At 41.3% G+C, this 13,494-nt stretch carries 10 protein-coding genes; all 10 read left to right on the top strand.

The window, feature by feature from the left end; all coding sequences use genetic code 11:
- The first annotated feature begins 15 nt into the window (after positions 1 to 15).
- The 10 genes from rfbF (at position 16) to EBA_RS12710 (ending at position 13,494) form a co-directional block, all read left to right on the top strand.
- Complete coding sequence (gene rfbF / locus EBA_RS12755) at positions 16 to 783, top strand: glucose-1-phosphate cytidylyltransferase (protein WP_192375062.1); 768 nt, start codon at positions 16 to 18, stop codon at positions 781 to 783.
- The gene (rfbG, locus tag EBA_RS12750; RefSeq protein ID WP_225616234.1) at positions 747 to 1,859 is read left to right on the top strand and encodes a CDP-glucose 4,6-dehydratase; all 1,113 of its coding nucleotides are present in this window, start codon (positions 747 to 749) and stop codon (positions 1,857 to 1,859) included. The genes rfbF and rfbG overlap by 37 nt, the downstream gene beginning before the upstream one ends.
- 27 nt (positions 1,860 to 1,886) lie before the next feature.
- Positions 1,887 to 3,200 (top strand): lipopolysaccharide biosynthesis protein RfbH, encoded by a 1,314-nt coding sequence (rfbH, locus tag EBA_RS12745; protein ID WP_192375061.1) that lies wholly within the window; start codon positions 1,887 to 1,889, stop codon positions 3,198 to 3,200.
- A 15-nt stretch (positions 3,201 to 3,215) separates the two neighbouring features.
- Positions 3,216 to 4,997, top strand: a complete 1,782-nt coding sequence (locus EBA_RS12740; protein ID WP_192375060.1) for a thiamine pyrophosphate-binding protein — start codon at positions 3,216 to 3,218, stop codon at positions 4,995 to 4,997.
- Positions 4,998 to 5,008: 11 nt separating this feature from the next.
- The gene (locus tag EBA_RS12735; protein WP_192375059.1) at positions 5,009 to 5,944 is read left to right on the top strand and encodes a glycosyltransferase family 2 protein; all 936 of its coding nucleotides are present in this window, start codon (positions 5,009 to 5,011) and stop codon (positions 5,942 to 5,944) included.
- The gene (locus tag EBA_RS12730; RefSeq protein ID WP_192375058.1) at positions 5,941 to 6,351 is read left to right on the top strand and encodes a GtrA family protein; all 411 of its coding nucleotides are present in this window, start codon (positions 5,941 to 5,943) and stop codon (positions 6,349 to 6,351) included. Before EBA_RS12735 ends, EBA_RS12730 begins: the two co-directional genes overlap by 4 nt.
- A gap of 90 nt (positions 6,352 to 6,441) precedes the next feature.
- Positions 6,442 to 7,290, top strand: a complete 849-nt coding sequence (locus EBA_RS12725) for a class I SAM-dependent methyltransferase (RefSeq protein ID WP_223146676.1) — start codon at positions 6,442 to 6,444, stop codon at positions 7,288 to 7,290.
- Between the two features lie 13 nt (positions 7,291 to 7,303).
- On the top strand, positions 7,304 to 8,209 hold the full coding sequence (locus tag EBA_RS12720; RefSeq protein WP_192375056.1) for a Rieske (2Fe-2S) protein: 906 nt from the start codon (positions 7,304 to 7,306) through the stop codon (positions 8,207 to 8,209).
- Positions 8,210 to 8,258: 49 nt separating this feature from the next.
- Positions 8,259 to 10,703 (top strand): glycosyltransferase family protein, encoded by a 2,445-nt coding sequence (locus EBA_RS12715; protein WP_192375055.1) that lies wholly within the window; start codon positions 8,259 to 8,261, stop codon positions 10,701 to 10,703.
- Positions 10,704 to 11,772: 1,069 nt separating this feature from the next.
- Positions 11,773 to 13,494: an HAD-IIIC family phosphatase gene (locus tag EBA_RS12710; RefSeq protein WP_192375054.1), complete on the top strand. Its 1,722-nt coding sequence runs from the start codon at positions 11,773 to 11,775 to the stop codon at positions 13,492 to 13,494.

The following is a 13,494-nucleotide window of genomic DNA, read 5'->3' as shown; positions in this document are numbered from 1 at the left end:
CAAGAGGAAATATTAATGAAGTTGGTTATTCTGGCGGGTGGATTGGGTACTCGTATTAATGAAGAAACCTCGGTGAAGCCTAAGCCGATGATAGAAATAGGTGGCAGGCCTATTTTGTGGCACATAATGAAGTTATATTCTCATTATGGGATTAACGAGTTTATAATATGCTTGGGTTATAAAGGCTATATTATTAAGGAGTATTTTGCCAACTATTTTTTGCACATGTCGGATGTAACCTTCGATATGGAGCATAACGAGATGCAGGTGCATCAAAAATATGCAGAGCCATGGAAAGTCACTTTAGTAGACACAGGTGAATTAACCATGACCGGTGGCCGGTTAAAAAGAGTTCGTGATTATGTCGGCGACGAAACATTCTGTTTTACTTACGGAGATGGAGTCGGCGATGTCGACATTAATGCGCTGATCGATTTTCATCATTCCCACAATAACGCCGCAACAGTGACCGCCGTGCAACCGCCCGGGCGGTTTGGCGCCTTGGAATTGATGGGTAGCCGCATCAAAAGTTTTCAGGAGAAACCGCAGGGCGACGGCGCCTGGATCAACGGCGGTTTTTTTGTGTTGTCGCCGGCAGTGTTCGATTTAATCGATAGCGACGAAACGCTATGGGAGAAAGAACCGATGGAGCGTCTGGCGAACAGCAATCAGCTGCACGCTTATTTCCACAAAGGCTTCTGGCAACCCATGGACACATTAAGAGATAAACAGCATTTGGAACAGCTTTGGCAACAGCAAAAAGCACCGTGGAAGATATGGTAGAACATAGCGATTTTTGGCGAGGCAAACGGGTTTTTATAACCGGACATACCGGATTTAAAGGCGGTTGGTTGGCGTTATACCTGCATCGGCTCGGTGCGGAGATCAAAGGATATGCGTTACCAGCGCCGACCACGCCAAGTTTATTCCAAGTGGCCGATGTTGCTTCGGTACTACAGCACGTTGAAGGCGACATTCGCGATTTAACCTGCGTGATGACGGAAATGCAAATTTTTCAACCTGAGTTTGTGTTTCATTTGGCCGCGCAACCGCTTGTGCGTTATTCCTACCAACAGCCAGTAGAAACCTACGCCACCAATGTGATGGGTACGGTTAATTTACTGGAGGCGGTCAGGCACACCTCGTCTGTAAAGTCAGTAGTGATAGTCACCAGCGACAAATGCTATGAAAACAAGGAATGGTTGTGGGGTTACCGTGAAAACGAGCCGATGGGTGGCTTCGATCCTTACAGCAATAGCAAAGGCTGTTCGGAGCTGGTGACTGCCAGCTATCGCAATTCCTTTTTCCCCAGCGAACGCTACGCTGAGCACGGTGTGGCGGTGGCTTCGGTGCGTGCCGGAAATGTGATCGGCGGCGGAGATTGGGCTCAAGATCGCTTAATTCCGGACATCATGAAAGCGTTCATGGTGGGGGAGGCTGTGACGGTTCGTAACCCGACAGCGATTAGGCCTTGGCAGCACGTACTGGAGCCGGTGACCGGCTATGTCCTGTTAGCCGAACAACTGTATAAAAAAGGTAGTCGATACGCTGAGGGTTGGAATTTTGGGCCCAGCGAAGCAGATGCTCAACCAGTATCGTGGATATTGGAAAAGCTTGCGGATTTATGGGGCAATGGCGCAAGCTGGCAAATCGACGGTAGTGAGCAACCGCATGAAGCTCACTATTTAAAGCTTGATTGCTCCAAAGCCAAGACTCTTTTGGGTTGGGGGCCGCGTTGGACTCTGGCCCAAGCATTGGCGATGATTGTCGACTGGAACCTGGCCTACCAACAAGGCAAGGATATGCGGCAAGTCTGCGCAGAGCAGTTAGAGCAGTTTTTAGCATCCGAACAACATTAATTTTTTATTTGATATAAAGAAAATACAGTGACAGAAAATACATTAAAAGCGCAGATTTTGGATTTGGTTGAACAATACGCCGCTGAACGTTATGCCGAAAAAGCTTTCGTTCCGGAACAATCCGTGGTCCCACCATCAGGTAAGGTTCTGGGTGCGAAAGAACTTAGCTACATGGTTGAAGCGTCGCTGGACGGTTGGTTGACTACCGGACGATTTAACGACCAGTTTGAAAAGCAATTGGCCGAGTTTATCGGCGTTAGCAGCGCGCTGACGGTCAATTCCGGCTCGTCTGCGAATCTGCTGGCTTTTGCTTGTTTGACATCGGAGAAACTGGGCGATCGGGCCTTACAAAAAGGCGACGAAGTTATTTCCGTGGCAGCCGGTTTTCCCACAACGGTTAACCCTATCTTGCTTTACGACCTGGTTCCGGTATTTGTCGATGTGGAAATTCCGACTTACAACATCGATCCAAGTAAAATCGAGGCTGCCATCACGCCTAAAACAAAAGCAATTATGATCGCCCACACTCTGGGCAATCCATTTGATCTGGATCAAGTTGTCCAAATAGCAAAAAGATACAATCTTTGGCTGATAGAAGACTGCTGCGATGCCTTAGGCACAACCTACAAGGGCCGCAATGTCGGCACTTTTGGGGATATTGGTACGCTTAGTTTCTACCCGGCTCACCACATTACAATGGGCGAGGGCGGTGCGGTATTTACCAGTAGTCGTCGCTTGAAAACTATCATCGAGTCGTTTCGGGATTGGGGCAGAGATTGTTATTGCGCTCCTGGCGTCGATAATACCTGTAAAAAGCGCTTTGGTTGGCAGTTAGGCGATTTGCCGGCTGGTTACGACCACAAATACACCTATTCGCACTTGGGGTATAACTTAAAGATTACCGATATGCAGGCTGCTTGCGGCTTAGCGCAGCTAGAGCGCGCGCCGGAGTTGATTGAAATCAGAAAACGTAATTTTAAATTCTTGAAACAACGCTTAGCCACTTGCGAGCAATATTTAATTCTGCCTGAAGCGACGCCCGGATCGGATCCCTCATGGTTCGGGTTTCCTATTACGCTAAAGGAGGATTCAGGCCATGAACGCGTGGAGTTGTTGAAATACCTGGATCAATACAAAATCGGCTCCCGTTTGCTGTTTGCTGGAAATTTAACCCGGCAACCGTATATGAAAGGTAGGCAATACAGAATTTCCGGCTCGCTGGATGTAACCGATAGAATTATGCGGCAAACCTTTTGGATTGGTATTTATCCGGCTTTAACCACCGAAATGTTGGAATTCGTCGCCGAAAAAATAGAAATCTTTTTTGGTATCCGTCAATAAGCTGGCAAACAAGTGATGCAAAATAAGACCATAAAATATAGCGATCTATTGGCCGATTGGTTAAAGGAAAGAGGATATACCCACTGCTTCTACGTGGCGGGCGGCAATATCATGCACATTTTGGCTAGCGTGAATCGTCATTTCAAATGCGTTAGCGTGGTTCATGAGGTGGCAGCCGGCATTGCAGCGGAATATTTCAATGAAATTAGCACCGATGGCAAAGCCTTTGCTCTGGTAACCGCCGGTCCTGGCTTAACCAATATCGTTACCGCTGTAGCGGGTGCCTATTTGGAGAGCCGGGAGTTATTGGTGATTGGCGGGCAAGTAAAGACTGCCGATCTGTGTCGGCAACAAGTACGCCAGCGCGGCATTCAAGAGATCGATGGTGTCGATATCGTCAAGCCGATCACCTCAAAATCGGTGCTGATGGATAGCTTGATTTCCTGTGAGGAATTTAACCGGATTATCGATGCCGGGGTTACAGGTCGCAAAGGTCCGGTGTTTCTTGAAATTCCATTGGATATTCAAGGTGCGCCAGTCGACGCCAACGATCCGATATGCCAATTCCACTCCTCGGAGAAGCTCGCTTTTCCAGCTATTGGGGCAGCCGAAATTCAGCGTTTAATCGATGATGTACGCTCGGCAAAGCGGCCATTCTTGTTAATCGGCGCAGGTGTTGCTAGGCAGACTGTGGAGCAGATTTACGATGCTTTGGAACCCATGGGTATTCCATTGGCAACCACATGGAATAGCGCGGATAGGGTGGCAGCGGATCATCCCTTGTATTTTGGCCGCCCGAATACCTGGGGGCAACGTTACAGCAATTTATTGATGCAACAAGCAGATTTGCTAATCGCGCTGGGAACCCGCTTGGGTCTGCAACAAACCGGCTTTAACTGGCAGGAGTTCGTGCCTAAGGGCAGAGTAGTGCAAGTCGAATGCGACCCTACCGAGCTTAGCAAAGGCCATCCTCGCGTCGATTGCGGTTTGCAAGGCGATGCCAATCAAGTATTACAAGCATTAGCGTCAGCCAGCCTTGGCGATCATGCCGAATGGGTGGCTTATTGCCAAAAAGTGAAAGCCGAATTGCCGTTGATCGAGCCTATCAACAATACCGCCGAGAATTATGTATCGCCGTACGATTTTGTCAGCCGCCTATCTGTACATTGCCGGGAAACCGATAACGTCATTCCCTGCAGTAGCGGCGGCGCCTTTACCGTGATGATGCAAACCTTCGCTCAACAGCGAGGCCAACACATCGTTACCAACAAGGGCTTGGCATCCATGGGGTACGGATTGAGCGGAGCAATAGGTGCGGCGTTCGCCTATCCGCAGCGCAGGACAATTCTAGTGGAAGGCGATGGCGGATTTGCCCAAAATTTACAGGAGTTGGGCACGGTTGCTGTTAATAAGTTAAACCTGAAAATATTTATATTTAACGATAATGGCTATGCATCTATTCGCATGACGCAACGAAATTATTTTAATGGCGCCTATATTGGTTGCGACCAGTCCTCGGGATTGGGCTTGCCGGATTGGCTAACCTTATTTAAAGCCTTTAATCTGCCTTGTATCAAACTCGATGCTAATTTCGAGCAAGATCCTAATTTCCAACGCCTATTCGCAAGCGATGAACCGGCTGGGTTTGTCGTGCCGATAGATCCGGAACAAACTTATTTTCCCAAAATTACCAGTAGGGTAACGGAAACAGGTTCGATGCAATCAAATCCATTACATCAAATGACACCGGATTTGGACGAACATTTGTATTCCGTAGTAGCGCAATATTTGCAATAGATATATCCAGCATGAATAAAAAATTAATTTCCGTGGTAATTCCTGCCTATAACGAGCAGGATAATGTTGATGAATTGGCTAAACAATTAACGGCGGTATTTGCGGAAAATAGCGCATACGACTTTGAAGCTATTATCGTAGAGAACGGTTCGCAAGATAATACCTACGAAAAGCTCTGTGAGGTACATCAGAAAGATCCGCGGTTTAAAATTGTGCAACTGGCGCGTAATTTCAGAATGGATGGGGGAATTACTGCTGGATTGAATTATGCGTCTGGCGATGCCGCTGTGATCATGACAGCCGATTTGCAAGACCCACCGCATTTAATAACCCAGTTCATCAAGAAATGGGAAGAGGGTTATGAAAATGTTTATGGAATTGTTACTAAACGCAATGGCACCGGCTTAATTCGCCGTTTTAACTCACAATTATTTTATTGGGTTGCCAATGGATTGACCAATGGCATGGTCCCCAGAAATGTAAGCGATTTTAGACTAATCGATAGAAAAGTTTACGAAACCATCAATTCCATACACGAACGTAATCGGTTCATCCGCGGCCTATTTGCCTGGGTTGGATACAAATCCATTGGCGTTGAACATGAACGCGCGGAACGCTTTGCCGGCGTGTCCGGGGCGCATACTTTCAAGGTTATTGAGCTGGCTTTGAAAGGTATATTGGCCCACTCTTATGTGCCTTTAAAGATTATTACAATAATGGGTATCACAATATCTGCCCTTTCATTTGTTTTACTTGTGTGGACAATAGTAAAAGCAATATTGTGGGGAGTGCCTTTTAATGGTTATGGAACGATTATGACCGTGATGTTTTTGATGTTCGGCATACTTTTTACCATGCTCGGTATAGTTTCAGAATATATTGGTTTGATTTATGAAGAGGTTAAGCAGAGGCCCAACTTTATAGTAAAAGACAAGGTTGGGCTTTGAAAAAGAGGTTAGAAAAACATAAACCTAAGCTTCGTTATTTATTCGTTGGAGGGCTTAATACATTAGTAGGTTTATCGGCATATCCAGTATTGTACTTTGCTCTTGAACAGTTCGCTTTGCACTACATGGTTATTTTAGTAATTAGCCAAGTTTTTTGTGTCATTAGTGCTTTTTTTACCAATAAGTTTCTTGTGTTTCGAACAAAAGGAAACTATGTCGTTGAGTTCTTAAAGTTTTCCAGTTTTTATATGGCTTATTTCGTAATAAATGTAGCAGCTATGCCAGTATTGGTTGAGATGGTTAAAGTGCATCCTGCGGTCAGCCAAGTTTTTATCAGTATAGGTATCATAATAACGAGTTACTTCTGGCATAGCCGGGTAACCTTTGCAAAAAAAAAGAAAAAATAACCAATTAATGCACATATGGCTAACACTATTAGTAAATACGAATCAAGAGTATGCCCCTCTTGTGGGTGCTCGGACACAGGGAGTGTTTCGGTGGCATCAAAACGTCCTGCCCAGAGTATTGATTTAGATGATTTACAATCACATTGGAATGGCTTTTTTAAAGAGAAAGTTATTTTTTCGTATTCGCGATGCGCTAGATGCAATTTATTATATTGCCCAAGTTTTTTCTCTTCCGGACAGCTAGAGGCTTTATATGAACAAATGCCGGATAATACAGCAGGAGTACCATTAGAAGCCTTGGAAAAGACTCAAAAAGGCTATTTTGATATATTAAAAAATTTCAGTTTTGAAAAAGGCGGTTATCTTGAGACCGGGCCTGATATTGGCTTGTTCACAAAGAATATTATTAGTGATCCTGCTTTCGATCAATTTTGGTTATTTGAACCAAACCGAGCGGTTTGGCCGACGCTCAATAGGCTTGCCGATAGTAACCGATTACATTTGTCAGCTGAGATGTTTGGTTTTTCCGAGGTCCCTGATACGTCAATATCAGTTGCGGTAATGATTCATGTCTTGGATCATCTGTTAAATCCTGTTGAAATTCTTAAAAAACTTCGTATAAAAATGGCGCCGGGAGCGGTTCTGGCAGTAGTTACCCATGATGAATCATCGTTATTAGCAAAAATAACCGGCAACGGGTGGCCTGCCTTTTGTTTACAACATCCCCAATTGTATAACCCTAGTACCGTTGAAACCTTAATGAAAGAAGCAGGTTTCAAGGTTGTACGAGTCCAGCGCACAGTTAATTATTTTCCAGTAACTTATTTGTTTAAGCACCTGCTTTGGGCTTTTGGATTCAAGATTAATCTCCCTGGCTGGGATGGTCTGCAGATTCCGTTAAAGCTCGGCAATATTTTAACAATCGCTTCACCGGAATAAATAGAGAATAATAATGAAAAAATATACAAAAAATAATATCATCGCTCGGCTAACTGCAGAGGGTTTGAGTTTTTCCGAGTTTACCTTAGTCCATGAAGGAGATTATGCGATCGACGATGCTGACTGGAATTATAAAGATGTTCCGCACCTTCATTATGTCCACGAGTTAGCTGAAGCAATACCGACGATTGTAGCCGATGATTTGATTACGTCGGTAAATATGCAAAAGGTATTGTGTTTTAGATTCCCATTTTCACTGACAAACTTTGAGTCTGGAGAAAACTCTCAAACGTATTACACCACTTGGATGTTTTATGTATTGATGATTGAAACGCGTTATGTCTCATTAGGGCCTTGCAGAACTCGAGTAGAAACTACTTATGCAGTGGGGTCGCCAAAACTATTAAAATGGACGTTCCCGATAATTCGCTGGATTCTTAAACGTAACTATGACAATTTAATGTCTACAGATATTCCGATGCGTACGCGCAGAGGTGAGTTGCGCAGTTGGGGTTATGATTTTAAGAAGCTAGGTGCAACCTATAGTTTCGAGGAAACTATGGATATTATGAAACCAAATGTTGTTATTCCTAAAATACAGGCAGAGAATCTAACGATAGATATCGATCAGGTGTTGCCGAGCGATGGCGAATATATGATAGGGCGCCCGGACCATCTTGGTTTGAGGTTAGTGCGCTCTGAAGATACCTTGGCTTTATATCCCCGTTTATGCCCTCATGAAGGCGCTAATCTCGATGAAAGCAACTGTGACGGTAAGAAAGTTAAGTGTAAGTGGCATGGTAGAGCGTTTGCAAGATTAGCGGAATTATCAATTAAGTCAACGTCAACTCAACATGTTGAGTTAGATTATCAGAGTATTGAGTTTGATAGTAACATTATGAACATAGTTTTTAAATAAGTGTTCTAGGTCTAACTCAACTAATATAACAATTTGAACTTCTTATTTAATGTATAAAATCAAGTTAACAGCTATTTATGGGCATGTTTTTTTATGTAGCATTGGGCTAATAGGTCTAGTTCTTAAGTTAATCAGAGCATTGTTGCTGGATGGTTTTTTCTTGGGATCGCAGTTGCAGCTATCAACTAGCCTGTTTCAGCCTTGGCAGTCGGTATTGAGTGTAGGAAAAAGAGAACAACTGATTTCTTACGTCTTGGTTATGTTGGCAACTGTATTGTATTACTCTATTTCTTATTTATATATTAGGCGAGAATCTCATAATTTAACTGATAATTCTTTGCTGGCTTGGCTTGAAGTGGCTTGGGAGAGAGCAGCAGGATATTTGTTCGTTGTTCTTCTGGCTAACGTGTTTCTTTTGGCATTTTTCGGAAGTGGTGGGTATTATCTGGTTTTTTTAGCGTTATTAATATGGCTTTTGATATTTGTGCTTCCGGCACAGTTTGGGGGAAGCGTTTTTAGCGGCTATAAGTCGAAATTTATTACTACTAATAGTTTAATGGCCTTAGTCGGTGTTTTGGCTATATTGCCATATATATACTACGTAGGAGGGGGAGGTGTTTTAGAAAATGAATTTCAGGATATCCCCGAGCAAACTATTCTGGAAGATGGGTTAATAGTTAATAATAGTGAGTTTATAAATGAGCACGGGATAGGGGGGTTGGTTCGCTACGATCCGATTGGCGATCATGGAATGGATCCTCAAAAGCTTATTGGTGAGGGCATACCTATAAGAATAACAACTGACTTGAAGAAATGGTTAAATGAAGCTGATAGGCCTTTGCGTTACTTTTATTCGCCAGCTAGCAAACAATTGTATGTATTAGAATATAAGGAGGATGAGAGTTCCCAATTGGCAAGTTTATTCAGTGTAAGCTCAAAATCAGTTTTTAAATCGTCTAAAACTGCAAGGTATAGTGAGCAGGAATGGGATTTTATTAGGCGAAATAAAAGCGAATTGATAAATCAGTCGCTTGCGGGGCATTTTTTTCATCATCATTTTGCATTGATTGCTTCGATAAACGACTATTTGTTGGGTAAGCCACCAGAATTGACTCATTATACATATGGGTGGGGAAATACTTTATTAATAGCTGAGGTGCTCAAGCTTACAGGAGGATTTTCTTTTGAGAGATACGTGCATGTTACTTATTTATTTTACCCCGTTTATTTTTTTATATTGGCTGGCGTAGCTTGGTTGATATTTAAAGATAAAAACTATTTACTATTGACTTCCTTGATGGCCTTAATTTTCTTTTATGCTCAAGGTTTTGAATCTGTTAGATTTGCGCCTGGTTTGAATCCAATAAGGCATTTTCTTGATTTATTTGCGCTATACATGCTTTTTTGTTTTTGGCGAAAGAATAGTTTATTTTATATTGTTTGTTTTTTTCTAATTTGTGCTGTTTCTATAGTAGCAAATAAAGAATTTGGGCTGATTTTGTATCTATCGGCATTGCTTGGATTATTTGTAAGTAATTTTATTAAACCTAGGCTCTATCATGTGGTAGTTCTGGTAATAGCAACAATTTTAGGTCCTATCCTTTGGATGGCTAATCCAACTAATTCATTTGGCACAATTTCTTATGTTATAAAAGGATTAACTGTTCCTGATACTCCTTTTGCTGTTATTTTTGTTCTTGGATTGTTTATAAGTTTTGTCGCAGCGATTTTGGTAATAACTGAAAAAAAATTATATTGGCATTTATTGCTTTTTTGGTCGTTTTATAGTTCGGGACTGCTTGTTTACTTTGTATGGAATCCAATTCCTAATCATATTTTTAGTTTAGGGTCTGTCTTTGCAATACTTCTTTCATTATTGTTAAAAGTAGTGCTAGATCACGTAAGGAACTACGTGACTGAGTCAACTGTAATCAGTTTTTTTTATAAATATTTATTAGTTAGTCTGTTTCCTTTGGTTATTTTCTTCTTTGTACATCAATTAGGCTACATAAACTATTTTAATAGCCATGTAATTCATAAGTGGAATTTTAAATCTGCTGACTTTGAGTCAACGATGGATCCGGCGTTTTTCTTTCAGGCTGTTAATTTAATTGATCAGTATTCTACTGGTCCAGAAATTTATCTTGTTTCAAAGTATTCCAATATACTTCCATGGCTATCTGGAAAGTATAACTCTGTACCGTATAATGAGATTGCGTTGGAGCTGGTGTCTGAGAAAGAAGTTAATAAGGCTGTTAAATTTATATTGGATAGGAATCCTTTATATCTATTTATAGATACTGATATCAATAGAACACATGTAGGTGACATAATTGACTCAAAAAGTTCGTTAGGTAAATATGTAGGCGTTGCAAATTTGTCAAGAGATAAAGCTTTATTGATTGATAATCTAAGATTATTGGCAACTCCTTTGTTAAATAACTATAAATTAGTGGGCTCCACTCCATTAGTATCTGTATATAAGAAAAATTGATGTTTAATTATTTCAAGAAACCTGATTTCATTATGTTATGGATTGATAAAAAATGGAATGGATGGGATAAGCCTATGAATCACGCGGCTGACCGTAAAATTTTCCAATACGGCTAGTTAAATCCGTTTGATGCTCAAAAATCTATTTTTGCTTGGTTTTACAACAAGCCTCAAGTATTGCTGCTATTTTGTTGAACCTGTATGTTCTCTATTGAGCCATGCCTACTCATACGTCGCTAGAAGTATTTGCGGGCTTGTATTTCTAATCGCCTTAACGTGAACGGAAAACCAGATTGCATGAGGGGCATATCACCCGCAATGGCGCAAGGTTCATCTCGGTTTTTAAGCCGAAACTGAGAAAATTGAGCGATGGATGTGACTTCTCTCATGACTGCGATTTTCAGGTTCTATGTGAATAACTGAGTTAAATAGACAGTGACGAACGCATCGATTCAGTTACAGGTGTCTATGATGTTAAACAGCTGTCCATAGCTATCATTTCCGGCGCAAGAAAGGAAGCCTTGTAAGGAATATGTCTTTAACTCTAAGGAGGAACGAAATACCCCGGTATGGGTGAGCTCTTTTGAGAAAATGGAGTGGTTCTCGTCGCCGTAGTACTTTGATTCAAGTTTATAGTGTGTTAAACCAGCTAGATCGGCGGAGCATATTCGGGCTGTGTTGTTAAGTTGGTTAGGTACGCTGGGTATGAGTGCAATACTCTTAACCCGTCCAGCACTAGCGTAAGGGGGAGTTTGCTTCATGATTTATGAGATGTAGCTAAGCATTAGGATGCTTCGAAAAGCCTCATATTTAAAAAATAAAGCTAGAGGTTTAGCAAATGATTAGGATCTTTCGAGGTTCCCTTTATATTTTCGCTTAGCAGGTTGGTGAAAAAATCATATTCAGGTCACTAATTCAGCCGGAAGAGGCCTATATTTAGCATCAAAGCCTATCTTGTGGTGCTAAAAATACAGGCTCGATTGGTTTTAAAAACAGTTTTTCTCCAACCTGTTAGTGGTGTGATTTTTTATGTCATAGGTTTTAAAGTTAATTGGTGGTTCGTTTAATATATGCATTTTATTGAATTAAAAAAGAATCTTAAGAAAGATTTTTCTGGGTTAAAATCGGCAAAAATTGCTTTATTGGGTGATTCCTCAACGCAACATTTCACCCATGCTATTCGTGGATATGGCTATGAAGCTGGGTTCGATTTGGAGGTTTTTGAGGCTAGTTACGACCAAATTCATCGACAAATTATGTATGGTACGTCAGAGATGTATCAATTTCATCCGGAATATATCGTTTTATTTCAATCGGTACAAAAGCTTAAAAAAAGATTTTATAAAACAGAGTTAAAAAAAAGAAGCGGTTTCGCACTGGATGAAATAACCAGGATTAGGGTATTTATTGAAGAGATAAGTAAGCACGCCCAAGGTGTTAAAGTACTTATTTGTAACTTTATGGAGTTAAACGATTCTGTTTTCGGCCAGTACGCAAATAAGACAGATACGTCATTTCTTTTTCAAATTCGGTATCTCAATTTTCAATTGATGGCGCTAGCTGTTGAGGCAAAAAATATTTTTATATGTGATTTTTCTGCTCTAACTGCCGCATTTGGACATAACTATATAATTGATAATCGCAACTATGTTAATGCCGATATGGTGTTTAGTATTGATTTTTTGCCTGAGATTGCAAAAGCGGTTGTTGAGAATATAAAAGTGCTATCTGGTTTTGCAAAAAAATGTCTTGTATTGGATTTGGATAATACAATATGGGGTGGAGTTATAGGTGATGACGGTATTGAAAATATTCAAGTGGGAGATTTAGGCTACGGAAAAGCTTTCTCGGAGCTTCAATGTTGGGCAAAAGAATTGCAGCGACGCGGCGTGTTACTAGCTATTTGTAGTAAAAATGACGAAGAGATTGCTAAAAGCCCATTCTTGAGTCACCCAGAAATGGTCTTGCGCCTGGATGATATAGCTATCTTTATGGCAAATTGGGAAAGTAAGGTTGATAACCTAAAAAAAATTAAAAAATTCTTGAATATCGGTTTCGATTCAATAGTATTTATAGATGATAATCCATATGAAAGAGGTGTTGTTAAAAGACATCTCCCAGAAATTACAGTTCCAGAATTGCCAGAAGATCCTGCTGACTATCTTTGCTTTCTTAGTGGGTTAAATTTATTCGAAACAAGTGCTTATACCTCTGAAGATGGGCAGCGTACACTTCATTTTCAACAAGAGCTGAAGAGGGAAAGTATTCAGGCATCTTTCACGGATGAGAGGGGTTTTTTAAAAAGCCTTGGGATGAAGTGCGAAATTCGATCATTTTCCGCCTTTAATCTTCCACGTGTTGCGCAGTTATTGCAGCGATCCAATCAGTTCAATTTGCGCACTATCCGCTATACAGAAGAGGACCTAAGGAGGTTGTGCACTTCAGACGTTCATTTAAACTGGACTTTCAGTTTGAATGATCAATTTGGTAGCTACGGCTTGATTAGTGTGGTTATTGGTTATCTTTATGGTGATGAGTTCTTTATAGATACATGGGTCATGAGCTGCAGAGTATTAAATAGAGGGGTACAGAATCTTGCATTGAATGAAATAGTTCAAGGCGCAAAGCGTTTGGGAGCTAAGCGTATTTGTGGGGAATATATTTCTACACCGAAAAATGGATTGGTCAAAAATCATTACCATAGTTTGGGGTTCACGGAAAATAATGGTGGGAGGTGGATATTAGATGTTGAGGTCTACCAAGAGTTTGAACATTGTATTGAGATAATTTAA

Origin of the sequence: Methylomonas albis, assembly GCF_014850955.1 — a bacterium.
Lineage (GTDB): Bacteria > Pseudomonadota > Gammaproteobacteria > Methylococcales > Methylomonadaceae > Methylomonas > Methylomonas albis.
Note: the sequence above shows the minus strand (reverse complement) of the source record. Positions and strands in the feature narration are given on the sequence as shown.